The sequence below is a fragment of the Streptomyces sp. NPDC001393 genome (assembly GCF_053597455.1).
The window spans coordinates 90523-113369 of sequence record NZ_JBSFIH010000026.1; the positions used below are offsets into that span (position 1 = coordinate 90523).

Consider the following 22847-nt stretch of genomic DNA (forward strand, 5'->3'; position numbering starts at 1 on the left):
TGTATGCAGTTCTCATGCCCCACCCTGAGGAAACGTGGCATCGCGTGCCACACGTCGGTACGGGAACCGCATGACCGGGCCCGGCCGGCCCACGGCCGCCGAACCGTCACGCGGTCCCCGAGAGATTCAGCGCACCACGCGTCACTTTCGTTTCCCGGCGGTTCTCTCTCCTCCCAGATCAGGGAGGCTCGCTCCCAGATCAGGGGCAGGCGGCGGCACGAGCACACGGATCGGCACCCGCCCTCGAGGGTGGGTGCCGATCCGTGTGCTCTGTCGGAGTCCGTGTGCTCGTGTCGGAGGAAGGGATCTACTGGGCCATGGAGGCGGCGTACGGCGACAGGGCCGGGGCGAGCTGCATTCCAGGGGCCAGCCCGAGGGCGACGAGGGCGTCGGGCAGGCCGCGGCCGACCCGGGCCGCCTCCAGTGTGCCCGGGGCGGCCAGGGGACGGCAGCTGGTGGCGATGATCTCGAACAGGTGCTGGACTCTGCCGGGTCCGCGCGGCAGCAGCTGGCCGTGGAAGTCCTCGTGGTGCGCGAGGACGAGTGCGGCCAGGCCGGCGATGTGGGCCGAGGCCGTGACGGTGCCGTCGATCACCGTGTATCCGCCCTCCGGCGCGCAGGACAGGACCGCCACACCGGGGGCGGCCGCGTCGACCCCGGGCCCGTGGCAGCTGAACGGTGCGGCGAACAGCCCTTCCGGACTCAACTGAGGCCCCATGTGGGTGGCTTGGGAGGTGTCCTGCGGGAACGAGCCGAAGACACCGAGGGCGCCGACGGCGAACACGGTGGGCAGCGAGGCCGGGAAGGCGACCGGCCCGCCTGTGTCGCCCGCCGGGGCCACACAGGCGATGCCCGCGGCACCGGCGTCGGCGAGTTTGCGCGAGACCAGCGCCGAGGGGTACGGGGTCGCCACGGCGATGTGGGCGATGTCGACCTCGCGCTCGATGCAGTGGTCCAGGGCGGCGATGAGGTCGCTGAAGTGGCCGTCGGGCATGACCTGACAGACCTCGATCTCGGCGTCGACGGCGATGCCGACGATGCCCTTGCCGGTGTCCGCCCCGGCGATGACGCCCGCCGCGTGGGTGCCGCTGCCCAGCGTGTCGTGGGCCCAGCCCTCCTCCGTGCCGCGGACGACGTCGACTCCCGAGCGCACTCGTTGCCGCAGATCGGGGTGTTCGGCGCTGACGCCCGATCCGATGGCCGCGATCCTGACGCCGAAGGCGCGGAAGGTGGGGGGCAGCCGGTCCACGCGCATCGCCTGCTGGCCCCAGCCGTAACTCTGGCGCTGGTCCAGTTCCGGGTACACCTTGGCGAGCGAGGTGAGGGTGACGAGGTTCTCCTGGGTCGCCGACAGGTCGGGGCGGTGGATCCAGCGGTCCGCGTAACCGCCCACGGGCCGCACGTACAGGGACTGGACGGACTGCTCCGTCTCCGTCGCCAGCGTGATGACGGCTGTCCCGTCGGGGCCTGTGATGCCCTGGGCGGGCCAGGTCGCCCCGATCAGGAACACCCCCGCACCGGCCAGCGGTTCGCCGTCCGGGCCGCAGACGCGCAGCGTGATCTCGACGGGTTCCTCCAGGGGCGTGACCAGCCCCGGGTCACGCAGCGGCAGCATCCCTGCCATGGGCGCGGACGCGGGTCCGGTCCCGGTCAGCGGCAGATCCGGTTCGATGTGCACGTGCAGCGACCGCATCGCCGGCACCTGGGCCTCGGCCGCCTCGACGACCATGACCTCCGGGCACGAGGGGTACAGCCCGGCGTCCTTCAGCTTCTCCGACGGCCGGAGCCGGCGGATCACCGTGACCTCGGGCATGCGCTCCAGTTGCTCGCACACCGCGTCCATGCCCAGTTCGGCAACCCCCGACGGCAGGAGATGCTGGGGCAGCGGCGTGACCATGTACCGGGCCCGGCGCGACTGCACCGTGATCGGCGACGGCCCGCCCGCCCTGCGCGGCTGTGCTTCCTTGCCCTCGGGTCCCGGCCCACCGGCCCCCGAGCCCTCCGAGCCGCTCTCGCGGTTGTTTCGGGGCTTGTTCCCGGGCCTTTCCTTGACCATTACGTCCACCTTCACCACGGCTGTGTCGTCCTCTTGCTCCTGATCCGGTGCCGGGCAGCTCGCGCTTCCACGGTGGTGCGGTGTGCCCGGGAACCAGTCCTGGGCACACCGCACCGCGCGCCGCCTCGTGTCAGCCGATGCCGAAGGGCTGACCCATCGGGCCGAAGCCGAAGCCGGGCTGCTGGTACTGCGGGAACTGCTGGCCGAACGACTGCTGGCCGTACCCGCCGCCCCACGGCTGCTGGCCCTGGATGCCCTGCTGACCCTGCTGGCTCTGCTGGAGCAGGGTCACGATCGCCGTCGGCAGCGCCTGCTGCACGGACTGCTCCACCGCGCTGCGCACGCCCTGCTGGAGCGTGTGGTGCAGTGCGAGAGCGAGGTAGGGGTGCGCCTGGTGGGCCATGCCCTGCTGCTGCAGCTGCTGCTGGACCTGCTGGATCTGCTGCAGCGTCTGCTGCATGCGCTGCGCGATCTGCTGGCTCGCCTGCTGACACGCCTGCTGGATCGCCTGCTGCACGACCTGCGCGAGCTGGCCCTGCTGGGCGCCCATCTGCTGGCCGAGCTGCTGCTGGGGCTGGATACCGGTCATCACCGACATGGATGCTCCGTTCGATGCCATGGGAACGCCGACATAAGGAATGATGTTGGCGTTATCGGAATAAAACCGACGTGTCGAAGCTAAATTGACGAGTCCCTGACCGCAATCGGAGGAGCCACTCGGATCCGCCGACCGGTATGACGCCGGAGGAGGCGACGACACCGGTCGGACAAGGTCGGATCCGGCCGCGGACAACTGCTCCGACCGGTGATCGCCGGCCGTCTCGCAGTCACCGGCACCAGGTGCAGCCCGGCGGGCACGCCGAAGCCCCGTTCGGCCGGGTGGCGGCGCTTCCAGGCCCGGGGGGCCGCCGCAGGCGGGGGGCGGTCCTCGGGTCACGGTGGGCAAAGGTGTCCAGGCCGGCGCCCGCAGCCGTCCATGTCCGTGCGGTCACGCCGGTCCGGCCCGCGATCGGCGCGCGGCATTGTCCGGCGCCCCAGCCCGTTCGTCGGGGGCGCGGACCACATCATCGGGCCCCGAAGCGGGTGCCCCCGAACAGCGTGACGACCTCGACGCCGGGCCACCGATGACGGATCACACGACGGCCGGAAAGCGGCTGGTGCTTCTCCGGGGGCTACCGCACAGTAACCGCTTGCTCCTACGCTGCCGCCAACTCGGTGACAGCGAAGGGGAGTTGAGGGATGGGCACAGTGAGACGGCTGGCGGCGCTCGCGGGGGCGGCGGCTCTGCTGATGATGGGGCCGGGCAACGCCCACGCGGCGGCGCCGAAGTTCTCCGAGACGACGGCGATCGGGACGCACAACGCGTACGACAAGTCCAAGTACACCTATTTCGCCCAGGCGTTGGACTCGGGTGCCTCGCTGCTGGAGATCGACATCTACGCGGACAGCGTGAGCAGGCGCTGGCGGGTGAGCCACAGCAACCCGTTCGGCGACGACAACAACTGCGAGGCCGCGAAGACCCCGAGCGAGCTGTACAGCAAGAACCGCAACCAGGACTTCGGCAGCTGCCTGGACAACATCGCGGCCTGGAACCAGCTCCACCCCGACCACCCGCCGATCGTCTTCAAGATAGAGATGAAGGTCGGGTTCAACAACAACGTCGGGCTCGGCCCCGACGAGTTCGACACGCTGATCGACCAGAAGCTCGGCAACAGCGTCTACAAGCCGTCCGACCTGCTGGGCGGCACCTACAGCACGCTGGACGCGGCCGCCAGGGCCAATGCCTGGCCGTCCCGGGACTCCCTCAGGGGCAAGTTCCTCTTCGAGGTGATCCCCGGCACCGTGGAGATGAACAACCCCTTCGACCACTACTGGACGGACCAGGAGTACGGCGACCACCTGCGCGACCTGTACGCGGCGGGGAACATCGCACAGGCCGAGGCCTTCCCGGCGGTGCTGGGCGCGGCGAACGGCGACCCGCGCGCGACGCGCTGGACCTCCGACACCTCGATCCGCCCCTGGTTCGTGTTCTTCGACGGTGACGCGGCGACGTACGTCAACAACGGCTACGACACGTCGTTCTACGCCACGAACCACTACATCTCGATCATGACCGACGCGGCCGGTGTCTCCCCCGCCATCTCCTCCACCGACCCCACGGACGCCGAGGTCGCCGCCCGGCTGGCGCTGCTGGCCAAGGACCACGCGAGCATCATCACCTCCGACTGGTCGGCGAAGTCGGCCGCGGTGCTCGGCTCGGTGACCGGCCGCGGCTGACGTTCATCCGTGCGGGACGGATCGGGCGTGCCATCGTGGGGCATCACTCAACCAGCAACTCCTTTCCCCCACCGGCACTTCGAGGAGTCCCCCACATGCTCCGCGGCATCGACATCAGCGCGTACCAGTCGTCCTCGTACGACACGAACGGCCTCTCCTTCGCCTTCATCAAGGCGACGGAGGGCCATTCGTACGTCAACCCCCGCGCCGGCGCCCAGGCGAAGACGGCCCGTGACGCCGGTCTGGTCGTGGGCTTCTACCACTTCCTGTGGCCCGGCAACCTCACCGCCCAGGCGGAGTACTTCGTGACGAAGGCCCCGTCGGTGGCGGGCGACATCCTCGCCGTCGACTGGGAGACCACCGGCGACGGCACCCACGCGAGCAACGCGGAGAAGGACGCCTTCCTCCGGAAGCTGAAGCAGCTACGGCCGCACCACCGGGTCGTGCTCTACACGAACAGGGACTTCTGGCTGACCATCGACACGACCTCCTACGCGGGCGACGGCCTCTGGATCGCCGACTACGTCACCGCGGGCAAGCCCCGCATCAAGGCGAAGTGGCTCTTCCACCAGTACGCCAGCGAGCCCCACGACATGGACGTGGCCAACTTCGCGAGCAGGGCGGCACTGAAGGAGTGGGCCACACCCTAGGACCGGGGAGGCATCAGCCCCGGAACTCCGCCGGGCGTTCCGGGGAGGCTGCCGTGAGGGCCTTCTTCACTCCTTCGGCGTCTGCGCGGAGGCCGTAGACGGGGGTGGCGGGCTGCTGGCGCCAGGAGTCGTCGAGGCCGCCCGCGTCGACCGTGTCGAAGCCGAGTTCGTCGATCAGGGCGCGGACCTTCGCCTTGGCCGCTTCGTCGTCGCCGGCGACCGGGAGGGCGATGCGCTCGGCATCGCCCGCCGGGCGGGGGCGGTCCAGGATGTCCTGGGCGTAGGTGCCGTTGAAGGCCTTGATCACCGGGTGACCCAGGTGCTGCTCGGTCCAGCGGCTCTCGGTCAGGCCCTCGTCCTCGATGGCCGCGATCCGGCCGTCGCGCTCGCGCGGGTAGTAGTTGCCGGTGTCGATCACGGCCACGCCCTCGGCGGCGCCGTCCAGCAGGCCGGAGGGCAGGTCCGGGACCGCCTTGAGGGGCACGGTGACGACCACCACCTCGGCGCCCTTGGCGGCCTCCTCGGCCCGCACCGCCCTCGCGCCGGTCTCCTCGGCCAGTTCCCGGAGCGTCTCCGGGCCGCGGGAGTTGGCCACGGAGACGTCGTGGCCGAGGGCGGTGAGCCGCCGGGTGAGGTTGCCGCCGATGTTGCCCGCGCCGATGATGCCGATCTTCATGACAGGCCTTCCGGATAGTGACCCAGTGATGCATGCATGTGCATCTTCCGTCGTTCGGCATCAACCCCGGCGGGTCCGCGGCTATTCCGGCGTTACGGCGATCGGGTGACGGCGGAACCTGCACCGCGTGCGGAGCCGTCTCCCCAGGAGACGAGAACTCCGCACGCGTGATCGTTCCTTCCCTGCCGGGAAGGAAGCGGTCACTTGTTCAGGTAGGCCCAGAACTCGTCGAACGACAGGACCTTGTCGCCGTTGAGGTCCCGCTGCTTGATGATGGCCTCGGCGACCGTCTCCGTGACGTTCCAGTCACCCTCCTGAGCCAGGGCGGTCTTGAACTCGGCGGCCGTGATGAATCCGTCACCGTCCGCGTCGATCCGCTGGAACTGCTTGCGTGCTTCCTCGATGTCCGCCACCGATCCGCCCCTTTTGGTCGTGTTTCTCATGCCGTGCCGGCGTACTGTCGCTGGTCAGATTAACGGCCCGGCCAGGCCCTCAGCGCCTCGGCCACCCGGCTCCGGCGCATCGCGGCCCGCAAGCCCGGGTTCATCTCCGCTCCCCCGCCGGCACCCTGCGCACGTCGTCCAGGCCGAGCCCCGGTTCGCGCAGGGTGCGGATCAGCTCCGGTTCAGCGGAAGATGCCGGTGTGCCCGAGCGAGTAGCGGCCCGGCTGCGGGTAGACGGCGAGGCCGTGCGGGCCGCTGCCGACCCTGATGCGGGCCAGTTCCTTCCCGGTCCGGGTGTCGATGGCGTACACCTCGGAGTTGTAGCGGCCGGACAGCCACAGCACTGTGCCGTCCGCGGAGACGCCGCCCATGTCGGGGCTGCCGCCGCCGGGCAGGTGCCACTTCTCGGTGAGCTTGTTCTTGGTGAAGTCGAAGAGGGAGATGCTGCCCTCGCCCCGGTTGGAGATGTACATCACGCGGGAGTCGCGGCTGATGTAGAGGCCGTGGGCGCCCTTGCCGGTGTAGAGGAAGCGGGGCTTGGTGAACTTGTCGCCGTCGAGGATCCACAGGCCGTTGGCCACCATGTCGGCGATGTAGAACAGCTTGCCGTCCGGGGAGATCTTGACGTCCTGCGGCATCGCGCCCTCGTACGGCAGCCTCTCCTGCCGGATGACCTTCATCTGCGCGGTGTCGACCTTGAGGATCTCGCCGCTGAACTCGCAGGAGACGATGAAGTACCGTCCGTCCGGGGAGAAGTCGGCGTGGTTGACGCCGTAGCAGCTGACCGGCACGGACTTGACGACCTTCATGGTGTGCGCGTCCCGGAAGACCAGCCGGCGGTCCCGGGAGGCCATGACGACGGCGTACTTGCCGTCGGGGGTGAAGTACAGGTTGTAGGGGTCGTGCACGGGGACCGGTTTGCCGGCTTTTCCGGTCTTCGGGTCGATGGGGGTGAGGCTGTTGCCGAGGTCGTTGTTGACCCAGAGGGTCTTCAGGTCCCAGGAGGGCACGACGTGCTGGGGCTGGTGGCCGACCGGGAACGTGTCGATGACCTTGTAGGTCTCGGGGTCGATGACGGTGACGGTGTCGGAGTTGGTGTTGGGGACGTAGACCCGGGACGGGAAGTCCCTGACGACCGGGGAGAGCTGGTTCGGGCGGTCGGCGGAGTAGAGGTCCTTGGGGTTCTGGACGGGCGGCATCCCGGGCAGCACGTTCACCAGCTCCCGGCGCACCCCGGGCTGCGCCGGCGCCTTGCTGCCGAGGGCCTCGTTCTTGGGGTGCTGGGATCCGGAACTGCACGCGGACAGCAGCGTCAGGGCGGTGAGGGCGGCACCGGCGGCCAGCAGCCGGGCGGCTTTCGTGGTTCGCATCAGCTCAGCAGCTCCGTGGTGGTGACCGCGCGCAGTCCACGGCGGCCGAGTTCGTGGAGGAGGTCGGGCAGGGCGGCGACCGTGTCCGGGTACCCGAAGTGCAGGCTCACCACCGACCCGCCCCGCGCTTCGGCGAGAACCTTGCGGGTGACGGCGGCGGCGCCAGGGCGGGTGTAGTCCAGCGAGTCGACGTCGTACGACAGCACGTGCGGGTAGCCCGCGGCGCGGGCGAGCCGGGCGACCAGCGGGGAGGCGGTCGGCGAGCGGGAGGGGCGGAACCAGGTGCCGATGGAACCGGTGAGCCGCTTCAGCCGGTCCGCGCAGTCGGTGATCTCCTTGCGGGCGTCCGCCTCGGCCAGGGCGTTGACGGCGATGTGGTGCTGGGTGTGGTTGCCGAGGTCGTGGCCGCCGTCGAGGATCCGGCGGGCGATGTCCGGGTGTTCGTCCAGCCAGGTGCCGACGGCGAGCACGGTGAGCCGGGCGCCGTGTTGCTCGGCGGTGCCCAGCAGGGAGTGGGCGATGCCGGGGTCGCCCTGGCCGTGGAAGGTGAGGGCGACCTGGGGGCGGGTGCGCGGGCCGTGGGTGATCTGGGCGGGCAGGCCGGGGTAGGCGCGCGGGGCGGGGGCCGACTTGGCGGCGGCGGTGGAGTGGCCGGAGGGGGCGGTGGACGGGGACGCTGCGGAGGGGGATGCGTCGGGCGGGGCGGTCTGACCCGCACCGCAACCGGCGGCGAGCGCGCCGCCGGCGACGAGCCCGGCACCCGCGCGCAGCACCCCGCGTCGGTTGGTCGTGGTCACCCGCACCATTTAAGGGGCGTTAGGTAAGAAAACCTCCGATTGGTCCGAAAGAAGGACGATTTCGGGTCGCCGTAAGGACGACGCCACGCCCTCGCTACCTGTCGGCCACCCGCATCTCGAACCAGGTCGTCTTGCCCCGCGGCAACAGGTCCACGCCCCAGCGGTCGGAGAGCTTGTCGACGAGGAAGAGCCCGCGGCCGCTGATGTCCATGTCCTGGACGGGCATCAGACAGGGCAGGCCGCGCGAGGGGTCGCGGACCTCCACCCGGATCCAGCCGGGACGGCGCCGCATCCGGAGGCCGAAGACCCGGGCGCCGGTGTGCCGTACGGCGTTGCCGACGAGTTCGGACACGAGTAAGACGGCGTCCTCGGTCAGCCTGGGGCCGAGCCGCCAGGTGCGCAGCACGACGACCTGGGCGAGCCGGCGGGCGGTTGCCGCGGACTCCGGGCGGGACGGCAGCGGTACCTCCGCCTCCGTCGGGTTGCCGAACAGTTCGAGCGCCTTGAGCGCCTGTTCGTCCTCGACCGCGGGCGACCAGCGTGCCGCGGCCGCACGGCTGTGTCCCCGCGGCTGTTCGATGCCCTCCAGCCCCGCCATGCCCCCATGATGGCGGCCCGGAGCCGTCTTGGGGGGCGTTCCGAAGGAATGCGCCCCCTGCACGCCCCCTTTCTCCACCGATCGAATGGCATATGCCGATGGCACGTAACCGATCGGTAGGGTCTGGTTGACCTGCGAAGACGGCTCACTTCCGGGCAATCGTCAGGCTCCCTCGACCGCGCAGGCTTAAGGTTGCCTTAAGGCTCCCATAAACCGCCCCATCGAGGGACCCGGACGTCACGATGCGTCAATTACAAGGAGCCCTGCGGGAGTTACGGGGATGCTCACACCGCCGACGCTCAGCGGAACTTGGCCTTGCCGGGGCCGTCCTCCACGAAGCTGCGCATGCCCGTCTCGCGGTCCTCGGTGGCGAACAGGCCCGCGAACCAGTTCCGTTCGACGGCGAGGCCGGTGTCGATGTCGGTCTGCAGTCCGGTGTCGACGGATTCCTTCGCCGCGCGCAGGGCGATCGCCGGGCCCAGGGCGAGCTTCGCGGCCCAGGCGTGCGCCTGCTCGTACACCTCCGCGGCCGGGACGACCCGGTCCACCAGGCCGATCGCGAGGGCCTCCTCGGCCCTGACCTGACGGCCCGTGAAGATGAGGTCCTTGGCCTTGGACGGCCCCACCAGCCTGGGCAGCCGCTGGGTGCCGCCGGCGCCCGGGATCAGGCCGAGCAGGATCTCGGGCTGGCCGAGCTTGGCGTTCTCGGCGGCGATGCGGTAGTCGGCGCACAGGGCCAGTTCGCAGCCGCCGCCCAGAGCATAGCCGGTGATGGCGGCGACGACGGGCTTGGGGATGCGGGCCACGGCCGTGAAGGAGTCCTGCAGGGCGCGGGCGCGCAGGACCATCGCGGTGTGGTCCATGTTCTGCATCTCCTTGATGTCCGCGCCCGCCGCGAACACCCGCTCGCCGCCGTAGATCACCACGGCGCGCACGTCGTCGCGGCGCGTGGCCTCCTCGGCGAGCTCCTTCAGGCGGTCCTGCGTGGCGACGTCCAGCGCGTTCATCGGCGGCCGGTCCAGACGCAGGGTTCCGACGCCTTCGGCGACTTCGAGAGTGACGGTCATGCTCCGCAGGTTAGCGGGCGTTCACGCGGAGGGGACCACCGGTACGTCGTCGGGTGCAGGCCGTCGTGGTTGCTCGCGCCCACGCTGCGGAGCCGCATATCAGGCACAGCCCCGCGCCCCTTACGAGGCGCGGAGCGCCCCTACTTCGTCCAGTCCGCCCACGACATGTTCCACCCGTTGAACCCGTTCGCCGGGTCCACCGTGCGGTCGTGGGAGTTCTTCACGATCACCACGTCGCCGATCATGGAGTGGTCGAACATCCAGGCGGCCGGGGTGGAGCTGTCGTAGCCGCCGCGCACGTCGCGCAGGCCGACGCAGCCGTGGCTGGCGTTGTAGTTGCCGAAGGCGTCGCCGCCCCAGTAGTTGCCGTGCAGGAAGGTGCCGGAGGTGGTCAGGCGCATGGCGTGCGGGACGTCCTTGATGTCGTACTCGCCGCCGTAGCCGACCGTCTCGCCGTTCATCCGGGTCACCGCGAGCTTCTCGCTGATGACCATCTGCCCGTTCCAGGTGTCGTAGCCGGGCTTGCCGGTGGTGACCGGGAGGGTCTTGATGACCTTGCCGTCCTGGGTGACCTTCATCGTGTGGTTCTTGGCGTCCACGACGGAGACCTGGTTGCGGCCGATGGTGAACCTGATGGTCTTGTGCTGCTTGCCGTAGACGCCGTCGCGGCCCTCGACCCCGTCCAGATCGAGGTCGACGGTGACCTTGGTGCCTTCCTTCCAGTACTTCTCGGGGCGGAAGTCCAGGCGGTCGTTGCCGAACCAGTGACCCTCGACGTCGACGGCCGGCTCGGTCCGGATCCTGATGGCTTTCTTGACGGCGTCGGAGTGGGTGATGCCCCGGGTGAAGTTGACGGAGAACGGCATTCCGACGCCGACGGTGGAGCCGTCCTCGGGGGTGAAGTAGCCGAGGAAGGTGTTCTTCGGGGTGAGGGTGGTGAACGAGGAGTTCTCGGCGGCCTCGCGGCCCTCGGAGTCCTTGGCGACCGCGTGCACGGTGTACCTGGTGGCGGCGGCCAGATGGGTCGACGGCGCCCAGGACGCGCCGCCGCCGGCTATGGAGCCGGGGACCGCCCGGCCCTTGGCGTCCTTGACGGTGACATCGGTCAGCTTGCCCCTGGCCACACGCACCTTGAGCGCGCCGCTGGTGTCGACGCCGGTGGCACCGGACTTCGGCGATATGGCGACGGCGGCGGTGGACTGCTGCTTGCCCTGCTGGGTGCTGGAGCCCTTGCCCGCGTCGTCCGACCCCTTGCCGCCCCCGCCGCACGCCGCGAGCGAGAGCACCAGGACGCCGGATATGAGCGCCAGCCCCCTACGACCTCGTCGCCCCGCCGCCGACGCCCCCGATACAGGCCGCACGTTCAAGTTGTTCTCCCCTCGCCGGGCCTGGCCCAGGCCCGCTCCCCACCACACTGGTGCGCGCATATTAACCGCCTGGTTCTGAGCGGGGTGTCAGGCGAACGTCACCGTTCCGTCGCAACTTCCGCCCGCACCGCCGCCCGAAACCGGGCCCCTCACCTGGTTACTTCACCGCGCTGCCGGCTTTCCACTCCTGCCAGGTCATGTTCCATCCGCCGAGGCCGTTGTCCGGAGCGACGGTCTTCTCCTGGCTGCCCACGACCTCGATGACGTCACCGACGAGGCTGCGGTCGAAGAACCAGCCGGCCGGGGTGGCCGAACTGCCGCCCCGGACGTCCCTGAGACCGACGCAGCCGTGGCTGACGTTGACCCGCCCCGGCGCGCTCGGCGACCAGTAGTTGCCGTGCACGAAGGTGCCGGAGTCGGTGAGCTTCATGGCGTGCGGGACGTCGGGGATGTCGTACTCGCCGCCGAAGCCGACCGTGCGGCTGTTCATGCGGGTGACGCGCCGCATGTCCATCACCACCATCTTGCCGTTGTAGGTGGGGTTCTCCGGGGCGCCCGCGGTGATCGGCACGGTGGCGAGCAGCCGCCCGTCCCGGCGCACCTGCATGGTGTGCCGCGCGGCGTCGACCAGCGAGACCTGGCTGCGGCCGACGGTGAAGGAGAAGGTCTTGTCCTGCAACCCGTAGACACCGGGGGCTCCTTGGACGTCCCGCAGGTTCAGGTCGACGGTGACCTCGGTGCCGGGCTTCCAGTACTGCTCGGGACGGAAGTCGAGCCGGCTGCCACCGAACCAGTGCGGGCGGATCTCGACGGGGGGCTGCGCGCTGACCCGTACGGCGCGTTCGACGGCGGCCCGGTGGGTGATCCTCCGGCTGAAGGTGAGTGAGACGATCATGCCGGTGCCGACGACGGCACGGTTCTCGGGGGTGACGTAGCCGATGAACCGCCGGCCGGGGACCAGCGTGGTGAAGGTGGTGTGCCGGGCCGAGCGGCGGCCGTCCGCGTCCTGCGCCACCACGTCGACGGTGTACCGGGCGGCGAGCGCCAGCCGGTCCCCGTCCGGCCGCCAGGTACGGCCGTCGGCGCTGATGTGCCCGGGCACCGGGGAGTCCTGTGCGTCCAGCGACCTGACGACGGTCACCTTCCGCAGGCGCCCGTCGGGCACCCGGACCCGCAGCGGCTGCTCGGGGCGGACGGCCCTGCTGTCGTCGCCGGGGGTCACACGGATGACGTCCTCGGGCGCCGGGGGCCTGCCGGGCGCCCCGTCCAGCCCGAGCGGTCCGAAGCCCCCGGCGGAGCACCCTGCCAGCAGTGCCGCCCATGTCAGTACGGCGGCCAGCGCGGCTCCCGCGCGCCGCGCGCGTCCTTGTACGTGCCTCACGCGCGGCTCAACGACCGGGCCCGCTCCGGGGAAACGTGAGTGCGACGCACGCACTGGGCAGAACAGAGGGAAGGACGACACGCTGGGGAGCCGCCGCGCCCGCGCCGGAGGGGGCGCCTTCTTGGATCGGATCGGCTGGAAGGGACGACAGCGCACCGGTCCAGAGGGCGCCCCCGGCCGTCGGGGCGCAGCCGTACCGGGCGGCCGAGGGTGCTGCGGGGCAGCCTCGGCTCCTCGGCACGGCCGGTCGCACCGCCCCGGGGGCGAGCCACTGAAAGAGGGGCCGACAGGTGACGAGCGCAGCCGAGCAGCGGGCACCGGCCGGGGAACCGGCCGCCGGGACCGGGCAGCAGCCGGCCGTGGTGAACGGCGCCCGGCGCGCCGCGGTACCGGCTCCCGTGGTGTGGCCGGGCGCCCCGACACCGCTGGGGGCCCGGTTCCGGGTCGGCCCGGACGGGGTCGCGGGCACCAACTTCGCGCTGTGGGCGGGCGGCGCGGAGGCGGTCCGGCTGTGCCTGTTCGACGAGCGGGGCCGGGAGACCCAGGTCCGGCTGACCGAGCTGACGCACGAGATCTGGCACGGTTTCGTGCCGGGCGTGATGCCGGGGCAGCGCTACGGCTACCGGGTGGACGGCCGCTGGGACCCGTGGACCGGCGCCCGCTGGAACCCGGCCAAGCTGCTGCTGGACCCGTACGCGCGGGCGGTGGACGGAGCCGAGGGAAACGACTACTGCCGACTGCCGCCGGAGGTGTACGGGCACGTCCGGGACTGGCCCGAGCAGCAGGTCGCCGACACCGTGCGCGACGACCGGGACTCGGCGCCGTACGTCCCGAAGGGGGTCGTCGTCGACGATGACGACGACTGGGAGGACGACCGCCGGCCGAAGACGCCGTGGGCCGACTCGGTCATCTACGAGCTGCACGTACGCGGATTCACCAAGCTGCACCCCGGCGTCCCGAAGGAGCTGCGCGGCACCTACGCCGGCCTCGCGCACCCGGCGGCGATCGAGCACCTGGTGCGGCTGGGCGTCACGGCCGTCGAGCTGCTCCCCGTCCACCAGTTCGCGCACGAGGACCATCTGCTGCGCCGGGGCCTGCGGAATTACTGGGGCTACAACTCCATCGGCTACTTCGCCCCGCACGCCGCCTACGCGGCCTCCGGTACGACGGGCCAGCAGGTCGGCGAGTTCAAGCGCATGGTGCGCGCGCTGCACGCGGCCGGCATCGAGGTCGTCCTCGACGTGGTCTACAACCACACGGCGGAAGCGGGCGAGCTGGGCCCGACCCTGTCCCTGAAGGGCATCGACAACCGCGGCTACTACCGGCTCCAGGACGACGCCCGCCGGTACGCCGACTACACCGGCTGCGGCAACACCCTGCACGTCGTCCAGCCGCAGGTGCTGCGCCTGATCACCGACTCGCTGCGCTACTGGGTGACCGAGATGGGCGTGGACGGCTTCCGCTTCGACCTCGCGGCGGCGCTGGCCCGCTCGATGCACGACGTCGACATGCTCTCCCCGTTCCTGGCGGTCATCGCCCAGGACCCGGTTCTCCGGCGCGTGAAGCTGATCGCCGAGCCGTGGGACATCGGCTCCGGCGGCTACCAGGTGGGGGCGTTCCCTCCGCTGTGGACCGAGTGGAACGACCGCTATCGCAACGCCGTAAGGGACTTCTGGCGGCACGCCCTGCCCGACGTCCGCGAGATGGGCTACCGCCTGTCCGGCTCCAGCGACCTGTACGCCTGGGGCGGCCGGCGCCCGTACGCCTCGGTCAACTTCGTCACCGCGCACGACGGTTTCACCCTGCGCGACCTGGTGTCGTACGAGCGCAAGCACAACGAGGCCAACGGCGAGGACAACCGCGACGGCACGGACGACAACCGCTCCTGGAACTGCGGGGCGGAGGGCGAGACGGAGGACGAGCGGATACGCGCCCTGCGCCGCCGTCAGCTGCGCAACCTGCTGACCACGCTGCTGCTGTCCACCGGCGTGCCCATGCTGGTGGCCGGCGACGAACTCGGGCGCACCCAGCGCGGCAACAACAACGCCTACTGCCAGGACAACCCGATCAGCTGGCTGGACTGGTCCCTGCTGGACGACCCCGCCTGGCGGCCCCTGTTCGAGCTGACCTCCCGGCTGATCTCGCTGCGCCACCGGCATCCGGTGCTGCGCCGGCGCGCCTTCTTCTCCGGCCGCGCCCACTCGGCGGACGGACTGCGCGACCTGGCCTGGTTCACCGCGCGGGGCACGGAGATGACCGAGGGCGACTGGTACGCCCCCGCGGCCACGCTCGGCATGTACCTCTCCGGCCGGGACATCCCGGGCCGCGACGAGCGGGGCGCACCGGTCGCGGACGACAGCTTCCTCGCGGTGCTGCACGCGGGCGAGGACCCGACCGTCTTCGTACTGCCGGCCCGGCCCTGGGCGGACCGGTACGAGGTGGTCGTGGACACCTCCCGGGAGGACCAGGCCGAGCCGCCGGGCACGGTCCATCCGGCGGGGACGGAGATCACGGTGCCGGAGCGGGCGGTGCTGCTGCTGCGCGTGGTCTGAGCCCGTGACTCAGCCGAGGATCCCCCGGTCGTACCCCGCCGCCACCGCCGCCGCACGGTCGCTGACACCGAGTTTGGCGTACAGGTGGGTGAGGTGGGTCTTCACGGTCGCCTCGCTGATGAACAGCTCGCGGGCGATCTCGCGGTTGGAGGTGCCCTTGGCGACCAGGGCCAGCACCTCGCGCTCGCGGGCGGACAGCGGCTCGGCGCCGGGCTGCCGGGGGGTGCGGACCGCGTGCACCAGGCGGGAGGCGACGGCCGGGGACAGGACCGTGCGGCCCTCGGCGGCGGCCCGGACGGCGGTGAACAGCTCGTCGCGCGGGGCGTCCTTGAGGAGGTAACCGGTCGCGCCCGCCTCGATCGCGGGCAGGGTGTCGGTGTCGGTGTCGTAGGTGGTGAGGACCAGGACCTTCGCGCGGGCGCCCCGGCGGGTCAGCTCGCGGATCGCGTCGACGCCCGAGCCGCCGGGCATCCGCAGGTCCATCAGGATCACGTCCGGGTCCAGGGCGGCGGCCCGCGCCACCGCCTCCACGCCGCCCGCGGCCTCCCCGAGCACCCGGAAGCCCGGCGCGGACTCGAACATGCCGCGCAGGCCGTCGCGGACCACCGGGTGGTCGTCGACGATCAGCAGGGAGATCACAGGCTCAGCGGTCATCGCGCACCAACGGTACGCGAGCCGACACCGCCGTGCCGTGCCCCGGCTCCGACTCGACCGTGAGCGAGCCCGCGATGCGCTCGGCACGGGCCCGCATCCCGTCCAGGCCGAAGCCGCCGCTGCGGGTGCGCTCCGGTACGGCGGCCGGGTCGAAGCCGGTGCCGTCGTCGCGGATGTCCAGCGTGACCTCGTCGCCCATGAAGGACAGGGTCACCCCGACGCGGGTGGGGCGCGCGTGCCGGGCCGCGTTGGACAGGGCCTCCTGGGCGATGCGCAGCAGGGTCGCCGAGACCTCGTCGTGCAGCTGCTCGGTGGTGCCGGTGACCGTGAACTCCGCGCGTGCTCCGGTGCGTTCGCCCCATTCGGTGACCGTCTTCTCCAGGGCCTCGGGAAGGCCGTCGGCGGCCAGGGCGACGGGCGCGAGGTTGTGCACCGAGCGGCGAGCCTCGCCCAGGCTGTGCCGGGCCAGCGCGGAGGCGCGTTCCAGGTGGGTGCGGGCGGTGGCCAGGTCGGAGGCGCCCGCGACGACCTGGAGCTGGGCGATGATCCCGGTCAGGCCCTGGGCGATGGTGTCGTGGATCTCGGCGGCGAGCCGGCGGCGCTCGTCGGCGACGCCCGCCTCCCGCGCCTGGAGCAGGAGTTGGGCGTGCAGCGCGGCGTTCTCGTCCAGGGCCTGCTGCAACGCGGTGTTGGTGCGCTCCAGTTCGGCGATGGTGTCGGCCTGGACGGCGGCGCGGTCCTGCTCCTGCGCGGCATACCGGGTGAACACGGTGACCAGGACCATGTTGACGGCCAGGACCAGGAAGAAGCCGAGCCACAGGATCGGCCCGTGCGGCGGCCAGCCGCCGATCTCGCTGCCGGCCATGGTGACGGCGGTCAGGAAGAGACCGGGCAGCACCAGCCGGCGGGGCAGCTCCCGGGCCGCGGTGTAGTAGCCGGTCACGGCGTAGAAGGCGAAGAACGGGTTGGCCCAGGTCAGCACGAAGCCGAGGGCCCAGCGCAGCAGGTAGAGGCAGACACCGGTGCGGCTCGGGCCCGGCCGCTTCCGCTTCACCCTCCCCCAGCACAGCTGCAGCACGACAGCCAACGGCACGAGGACGGCGGAGAGGACCTTCCCGGGCCGGTCCATCCCGGTCAGAGGGGCGGAGATGGCCGCGGCGACGACACCGGCGGCCAGCAGCGCCCAGGGTCCCCATGTGTCGAAGGAGGCCCGGGGCTGCTGGTGCGCGGCGGTCGTCATGCCACCAGTGTCCGGCACGGCCCGCTCACTCCCAGCGGAACCAGCGGGCGGCACCGGCCGTGAGCAGCACCGTCCACAGGGCGAGCACGCCCAGGTGCGTCCAGCCGGGCCAGTGTCCGGCCGCCGCCTCGCCCAGGGCGCGGGCCGCCGCGCCGAACGGGGTCAGCTGCACCACGCGGGCCAGCGTGTGCGGCATCTCCTGCACCGGCAGCCACACGCCCGCGCAGAACATCATCGGGAAGAACACCGCCGAGCCGATCGCGCTCGCCATCTTCGTGGTGCGGGACAGCGCCGAGACGACGGAGCCGAGGGCGAGGGCCGCCCCGGTCGCGAGCAGCAGCGCCAGCAGATACCCGGCCGGCTGCTTCGGCAGCGTCACGCCGAAGGCGAGCCGGCCGACGACGAGCGCGAGCAGCGCCGAGGCCAGCGCCACCGTGCCCTGCACGACCATCTGGGCGGACAGCAGGGCGGAGGGCCGTACGGGGGTGAGCCGCATCCGGCGCAGGATGCCCCGCTCGCGGTGGCCGGTCAGGACCTGGGGCAGCGACTGCACCCCGGACATGATCAGGGCGATCAGTACGGCGATGGGCACGTAGGCGTCCACCGGCCGCAGCCCGCCCAGGGACGTGTCGGCCCGACGGAACGACGGGATCGAGCCGAGGATGACCAGGAGCAGCGTCGGGAACAGGAAGATCCAGAAAACGGCGCCGGGTTCGCGGCGGAACAGCCGGAACTCGGTGCGCAGGACGGCGGTGTTCATGCCGCGGCCTCCTTGGTCGGTCCTTCGGTCAGGTCCAGGAACGCGTCGTCGAGGGTGGCGTCCAGGACGCGCAGCTGGTGGGCGGTGATGCGGTGCCGGGCGAGCAGGGTGATGACCGCGTTCACGGTCTCGTCGGTGCCGGAGAGCGTGATCCGGCCGTCCTTGCGCTCGATGGAGGCGATGGCCGGGAGGCCGGCGAGGTCGTGGTCGTCCAGCGGGGCCGACGGGGTGAAGCTGATGACGGTGGCGCCCGCCGACCGGCGGATGAGCCCGGCCGGGGTGTCCAGGGCGGCCACCCGCCCCCGGTCGATCACCGCGATCCGGTCGCACAGCCGCTGCGCCTCCTCCATGAAGTGGGTGACGAGCAGCACGGTGACGCCGCTCGCGCGGACGTCCTCGATCAGCTGCCAGGTGTCACGGCGGGCGCGCGGGTCGAGGCCCGTGGTCAGCTCGTCCAGCACGACGACCCGTGGATTCCCCACGAGGGCCAGCGCGATGAACAGCCGCTGCTGCTGACCGCCGGACAGCTTGGCGAACCGGGTGCCGAGCTTCGGTGCGAGACCGAGGCGTTCGGCGAGCGGCCGCCAGTCGGCCGGGTCCGGGTGGAAGGAGGCGTACAGCTCCAGCACCTCGCGCACGGTCAGCTTGGGCTGCAGCTCGCTCTGCTGGAGCTGGGCGCCGAGGATCCGGGCGACCTCGTCGTGGTCGGCGACCGGATCGAGGCCGGTGACCCGGACCCGGCCGCCGTCGGGCACGCGCAGTCCCTCGACGCACTCCACGGTGGTGGTCTTGCCGGCGCCGTTCGGGCCGAGGATCCCGAAGATCTCGCCCTCCTCGACGGCGAAGGAGACCCCGTCGACGACGGCCCGGCCGCCGTACGACTTGCGCAGATCGGTGACTTCGATGACGGATGGCATGCCAGAAGAATCCCGGGCGGGCGGGGCCCGGCACATCGGCCACCCCGCTCCAGGCGGCATCGTCCGATCGGTCGATGCGGGCCTACGACCCCCGTGCGGCACCCTCGTCCGAGGGGTCGAACGCCCAGGTCGTAGGACCAACGGCGGGCTTGAGTCCGGCCAAAACTCGGTGGGCGTTGTCAGTGCCGGTCCGTACGCTCGCGAGTGATGCCCACGACACGTGCAACCACCGAGACCGACCGTTTTGCCGTCCGCACGCTGCTGCGCCTGTGGCCGTACGTCCGCCCCGTGCGGGCGCGGCTGTTCACGGCTGCGTTCGTCGCGATCGTCGCCTCCTGCACCGGTCTGGTGATCCCGCTCGTCCTGAAGTGGATCGTGGACGGGCCGGTCGCCGACCGGGACCCGGCCGGAGTCTGGCTCGGGGCGCTGTATCTGCTCCTCCTCGGGATCGCCGAGGCGGTCCTGTTCGGCATACGGCGCTGGCTGGTGGCCCGTCCGCTGTCGCACGTCGAGGCGGAGATGCGGGCGGGTCTCTACGGCCGTCTGCAGCGGCTGCCGGTCGCCTTCCACGACCGCTGGGCCTCCGGCCAGCTGCTGTCGCGCGGCACGACGGACCTGATGCTGCTGCGTCAGTTTCTCGCCTTCCCGCTGACGTTCCTGCTGGTCAACGGGGTCACGATCCTCGTCGGCGTGGTGATCATGCTGATGCAGGACTGGGTGCTGGGCCTGGTCATCCTCGGTCCCGCCGTCCCCGTGATGTGGACCTGCGCGGTCTTCGAGCGGCGCTATGCCCTGGTGGCGCGGCGCGCGCAGGACCAGGTCGGCGACCTGACGACGCTGGTCGAGGAGAGCGTGCTCGGCATCCGCATCATCAAGGGCTTCGGCCGCCACCGCAGCCAGGCACGGGCGTTCAGCGAGCTGGCGGTCACCCTGCGCGGCACCGAGCTGCGCAAGGCGCGGCTGCTCGCCATGATCTGGGGGGTCATCGTGACGCTTCCGGAACTGGCGATCGGGGCGGCGCTGGTGCTGGGCGCGGTCCGGGTGGCCGACGGCGGCCTGTCGGCGGGCACGCTGGTCGCCTTTCTCAGTACGGCACTCGCGCTGCGCTGGCCCGTGGACTCGATCGGCTTCCTGCTGGCGATGGGCCAGGAGGCGGCGACGGCCACGGAACGCTACTTCGAGGTGATGGACGAGGCGCCGGAGGAGCCGACGGCGCCCCGGGAGCGTGGGCGGGCGACGACGACCGCGACCGGACTCCGCTTCGAGAACGTCCGGTTCCGCTACCCCGACGCACCCGAGGACTCCCCGCCCCTCCTCACTCACATCGACCTGCACATCCGCCCCGGCGAGTCCATGGCCCTCGTCGGCGCCACCGGCAGTGGCAAGACCACCCTCACCGCCCTCGTCCCCCGCCTGCACGAGGTCACCTCGGGCCGCATCACCCTCAACGGCGTCGACATCGCCGCCATGCCCCGCGAGGAACTGCGCGCGAAGGTGGCCGTGGCCTTCGAGGAACCCACGCTGTTCTCCACGAGCGTCGGCGACAACGTCCTGATGGGCGCCCCGGACGGCGCCGGGAGAGCGGACCTCGACCGGGCGCTCGCCGTCGCGCAGGCCGACTTCGCGCACGCCCTCCCGCAGGGCACGGACACCCGCGTCGGCGAGCAGGGCCTCAGCCTCTCCGGCGGCCAGCGCCAGCGCCTCGCGCTGGCCCGCGCGGTGGTCGGCAGACCGGAGTTCCTGGTGCTGGACGACCCGCTGTCCGCCCTGGACGTGCACACGGAGGCCGCCGTGGAGGCCGCACTGCGGCAGGTCCTCGCCGACACCACCGCGCTGATCGTGGCCCACCGCCCGTCGACGGTGCTGCTCGCCGACCGGGTCGCGCTGCTCTCGGGCGGCCGGATCGCCGCCGTCGGCACCCATCAGGAACTGCTGCGCACCAACGCCGAGTACGCGCACCTGATGTCCGGAGCATCCGCACACTCCGGGGACACGGAGGACTCCCGTTGACCACCACGACCGCCTCCACTCCCACCGCCGAGGACGACGAACTCCCCGGCCCGCGCCCGAAGAGCGACGGCAGTGACGGCGACGTCTTCGACCGGGACGTCCTGCCCGCCCCGCCCGGCGCCACGGCCGCCCTGCTGCGCTCCCTGCTCGCGCCCCTGAAGGGCAGGGCCGCCCTGACCGCCCTCCTCCTGCTGCTCCAGCAGGCGGCGGTGCAGGTGGGCCCGCTGCTGGTGGCGTACGCCATCGACACCGCCGTACCGGCGTTCCGGGACCACCGGCACGGTCCGCTGATCGCGGTCGGCGCCGGCTATCTGCTGTGCGCCCTCGCCTCCGGCCTGCTGCAGTTCGCGTTCGTCGAGGCCTCCGTGCGGGTCAGCCAGGACGTGCTGCTGGATCTGCGGGGCCGGATCTTCCGGCACGCGCAGGCGCTGAGCATCGACTTCCACGAGCGCTACACGTCCGGACGGCTGATCTCCCGCTCCACCACCGACGTCGAGTCGCTCCGCGAACTCCTGAACGACGGCCTGCAGGAGCTGGCGACCGTCGTGCTGTCCTTCGTCTACATCTCGGCGATGCTGCTGTGGCTGGACCTCGGCCTCGGCGCGGTCGCGGTGGCCTCGTTCGTGCCGCTGTACCTGCTCGTCCGGCTCTACCAGCGGCGGGCGGGACGGGTGTACCGGGCGCGGTCGACGGCGATCGCGGCGGTGATCGTGAAGTTCGTGGAGACGGTGAACGGCATCCGCCCGGTGCGCGCCTTCCGCCGGGAGGCGGTCAACGACGCCGAGTTCGCCGTGCTCAACCGGCGGCACGAGCGGACGAACGGGGACGCGCTGCTGGAGATGGCCCGCTATGTGGTCGGCTCCCGGCTGGTGGCGAACACCGCGGTCGCGGGGATCGTGCTGTGGGGCGCCTACCGGGTGGCGTCCGGCTCGCTGGAGCTGGGTGTGCTGGCGGCGGCGGTGCTGTATCTGCGCCGGCTGTACGACCCGATCGACCGGCTGGGGATGTTCCTCAACTCCTACCAGTCGGCCGCCGCCTCCCTGGAGAAGGTCGCCGGGCTGCTGGCCCAGACCCCGTCCGTGCCGGAGCCGGCACACCCGCGTGAACTCCCGCCACTGAAGGGCGACTTCCCCGGTCGCGAGGTCGTCTTCGACGGGGTCCGGTTCGGCTACCGCACCGGCGGCGAGGTGCTGCCCCGCTTCGATCTGACCCTGCCGGCCGGGCAGACGGTCGCCGTGGTCGGCTCGACGGGCGCCGGCAAGTCCACGCTCGCCAAACTGCTCGCCCGCTTCTACGACCCCTCCGACGGCCGCGTGCTGCTGGACGGCGTGGACCTGCGTGAGCTGCCCGTGCCGGAACTGCGGCGCGGGGTCGTCATGGTGACCCAGGAGGCGTTCCTGTTCTCCGGCACGGTCGCCGACAACATCGCCATCGGCCGGCCCGACGCGACCCGTGAGGAGATCGAGCGGGCGGCGAAGGCGATCGGCGCGCACGAGTTCATCAGCGCCCTGCCCGACGGCTACGACACCGACGTCCGCAAGCGCGGCGGGCGCATCTCGGCGGGACAGCGCCAACTGGTGGCGTTCGCCCGTGCGTTGCTCGCCGATCCGGCGGTGCTGATCCTGGACGAGGCGACCAGTTCGCTGGACATCCCGGGCGAGCGGGCCGTGCAGCGGGCGATGTCGACGGTGCTGCGGGGCCGTACGGCGGTGGTGATCGCGCACCGGCTGTCGACCGTGGAGATCGCGGACCGGGTGCTGGTGATGGAGCACGGCCGGATCGTCGAGGACGGCCGCCCGCAGGAACTGATCGGCGGCACGGGCCGGTTCGCGGGTCTGCACCGGGCGTGGCGGGACAGTCTGGCGTAGTTCAGCGCGTGTTCACGCGGGATATGATGCGTGGTTGACGGACCATCACGCCCCGTCCGGCGCACCTCCGGGCCTCTCTGCCGGGCGTGATGTCAAGGCCGCGTCAAGGCCTTGTTTTGCGCCGCCCTCGCGTGAATAAACGTTCAACCAAACCAACTCCCGGT

The 22847-nt window shown here is 71.4% G+C and carries 19 protein-coding genes; 5 read left to right on the forward strand and 14 right to left on the reverse strand.

Annotation, left to right across the window (positions count from 1 at the left end; all coding sequences use genetic code 11):
- Nucleotides 1-307: 307 nt before the first annotated feature.
- Both ACWC2T_RS26040 and ACWC2T_RS26045 read right to left on the reverse strand, forming a co-directional pair.
- Nucleotides 308-2056, reverse strand: a complete 1749-nt coding sequence (locus ACWC2T_RS26040) for a S8 family serine peptidase (RefSeq protein WP_450672772.1) — start codon at nt 2054-2056, stop codon at nt 308-310.
- Between the two features lie 130 nt (nt 2057-2186).
- Entirely contained in the window at nt 2187-2654 is a 468-nt protein-coding gene (locus ACWC2T_RS26045; RefSeq protein WP_450672773.1) for a hypothetical protein, read from the reverse strand.
- Nucleotides 2655-3295: 641 nt separating this feature from the next.
- Between ACWC2T_RS26045 and ACWC2T_RS26050 the strand changes: the two genes are divergently transcribed.
- Together ACWC2T_RS26050 and ACWC2T_RS26055 are read left to right on the forward strand one after the other, a co-directional pair.
- Nucleotides 3296-4333 (forward strand): phosphatidylinositol-specific phospholipase C domain-containing protein, encoded by a 1038-nt coding sequence (locus ACWC2T_RS26050; protein WP_450672774.1) that lies wholly within the window; start codon nt 3296-3298, stop codon nt 4331-4333.
- 95 nt (nt 4334-4428) lie between these two features.
- Nucleotides 4429-4983 (forward strand): glycoside hydrolase family 25 protein, encoded by a 555-nt coding sequence (locus tag ACWC2T_RS26055; RefSeq protein WP_450672775.1) that lies wholly within the window; start codon nt 4429-4431, stop codon nt 4981-4983.
- A gap of 13 nt (nt 4984-4996) precedes the next feature.
- On the opposite strand, the gene ACWC2T_RS26060 is transcribed toward ACWC2T_RS26055, so the two are convergent.
- From ACWC2T_RS26060 to ACWC2T_RS26095, 8 genes are all read right to left on the reverse strand, one after another.
- Nucleotides 4997-5659 carry an NADPH-dependent F420 reductase gene (locus tag ACWC2T_RS26060; protein ID WP_450672776.1) on the reverse strand — a complete coding sequence of 221 codons (663 nt, stop codon included), beginning with the start codon at nt 5657-5659 and terminating at the stop codon, nt 4997-4999.
- Between the two features lie 200 nt (nt 5660-5859).
- The gene (locus ACWC2T_RS26065; protein WP_450672797.1) at nt 5860-6072 is read right to left on the reverse strand and encodes an EF-hand domain-containing protein; all 213 of its coding nucleotides are present in this window, start codon (nt 6070-6072) and stop codon (nt 5860-5862) included.
- 212 nt (nt 6073-6284) lie between these two features.
- A complete protein-coding gene (locus ACWC2T_RS26070; RefSeq protein WP_450672777.1) occupies nt 6285-7472 on the reverse strand; it encodes a YVTN family beta-propeller repeat protein in 1188 nt (395 codons plus the stop codon).
- Nucleotides 7472-8278: a polysaccharide deacetylase family protein gene (locus ACWC2T_RS26075; RefSeq protein WP_450672778.1), complete on the reverse strand. Its 807-nt coding sequence runs from the start codon at nt 8276-8278 to the stop codon at nt 7472-7474. The genes ACWC2T_RS26070 and ACWC2T_RS26075 overlap by 1 nt, the downstream gene beginning before the upstream one ends.
- Nucleotides 8279-8363: 85 nt before the next feature.
- Nucleotides 8364-8867 carry an ATP-binding protein gene (locus ACWC2T_RS26080; RefSeq protein ID WP_450672779.1) on the reverse strand — a complete coding sequence of 168 codons (504 nt, stop codon included), beginning with the start codon at nt 8865-8867 and terminating at the stop codon, nt 8364-8366.
- A gap of 299 nt (nt 8868-9166) precedes the next feature.
- Complete coding sequence (locus tag ACWC2T_RS26085) at nt 9167-9934, reverse strand: enoyl-CoA hydratase/isomerase family protein (protein WP_450672780.1); 768 nt, start codon at nt 9932-9934, stop codon at nt 9167-9169.
- A 140-nt stretch (nt 9935-10074) separates the two neighbouring features.
- The gene (locus ACWC2T_RS26090) at nt 10075-11301 is read right to left on the reverse strand and encodes a L,D-transpeptidase (RefSeq protein WP_450672781.1); all 1227 of its coding nucleotides are present in this window, start codon (nt 11299-11301) and stop codon (nt 10075-10077) included.
- A 157-nt stretch (nt 11302-11458) separates the two neighbouring features.
- Nucleotides 11459-12682 (reverse strand): L,D-transpeptidase, encoded by a 1224-nt coding sequence (locus ACWC2T_RS26095; RefSeq protein ID WP_450672782.1) that lies wholly within the window; start codon nt 12680-12682, stop codon nt 11459-11461.
- Nucleotides 12683-12972: 290 nt separating this feature from the next.
- On the opposite strand from ACWC2T_RS26095, the gene glgX reads away from it, so the two are divergent.
- A complete protein-coding gene (gene glgX, locus ACWC2T_RS26100) occupies nt 12973-15234 on the forward strand; it encodes a glycogen debranching protein GlgX (protein WP_450672783.1) in 2262 nt (753 codons plus the stop codon).
- 9 nt (nt 15235-15243) lie between these two features.
- On the opposite strand, the gene ACWC2T_RS26105 is transcribed toward glgX, so the two are convergent.
- From ACWC2T_RS26105 to ACWC2T_RS26120, 4 genes are read right to left on the reverse strand one after another with little or no spacing between them, the layout of a single operon-like run.
- Nucleotides 15244-15888: a response regulator gene (locus ACWC2T_RS26105; RefSeq protein WP_450672784.1), complete on the reverse strand. Its 645-nt coding sequence runs from the start codon at nt 15886-15888 to the stop codon at nt 15244-15246.
- The gene (locus ACWC2T_RS26110) at nt 15878-17128 is read right to left on the reverse strand and encodes a sensor histidine kinase (RefSeq protein WP_450672785.1); all 1251 of its coding nucleotides are present in this window, start codon (nt 17126-17128) and stop codon (nt 15878-15880) included. Before ACWC2T_RS26110 ends, ACWC2T_RS26105 begins: the two co-directional genes overlap by 11 nt.
- A 25-nt stretch (nt 17129-17153) precedes the next feature.
- Nucleotides 17154-17888: an ABC transporter permease gene (locus ACWC2T_RS26115; protein ID WP_450672786.1), complete on the reverse strand. Its 735-nt coding sequence runs from the start codon at nt 17886-17888 to the stop codon at nt 17154-17156.
- The gene (locus ACWC2T_RS26120; protein WP_450672787.1) at nt 17885-18805 is read right to left on the reverse strand and encodes an ATP-binding cassette domain-containing protein; all 921 of its coding nucleotides are present in this window, start codon (nt 18803-18805) and stop codon (nt 17885-17887) included. Before ACWC2T_RS26120 ends, ACWC2T_RS26115 begins: the two co-directional genes overlap by 4 nt.
- Nucleotides 18806-19012: 207 nt before the next feature.
- On the opposite strand from ACWC2T_RS26120, the gene ACWC2T_RS26125 reads away from it, so the two are divergent.
- Complete coding sequence (locus ACWC2T_RS26125; RefSeq protein ID WP_450672788.1) at nt 19013-20815, forward strand: ABC transporter ATP-binding protein; 1803 nt, start codon at nt 19013-19015, stop codon at nt 20813-20815.
- A complete protein-coding gene (locus ACWC2T_RS26130; RefSeq protein ID WP_450672789.1) occupies nt 20812-22683 on the forward strand; it encodes an ABC transporter ATP-binding protein in 1872 nt (623 codons plus the stop codon). The genes ACWC2T_RS26125 and ACWC2T_RS26130 overlap by 4 nt, the downstream gene beginning before the upstream one ends.
- Nucleotides 22684-22847 lie beyond the last annotated feature (164 nt).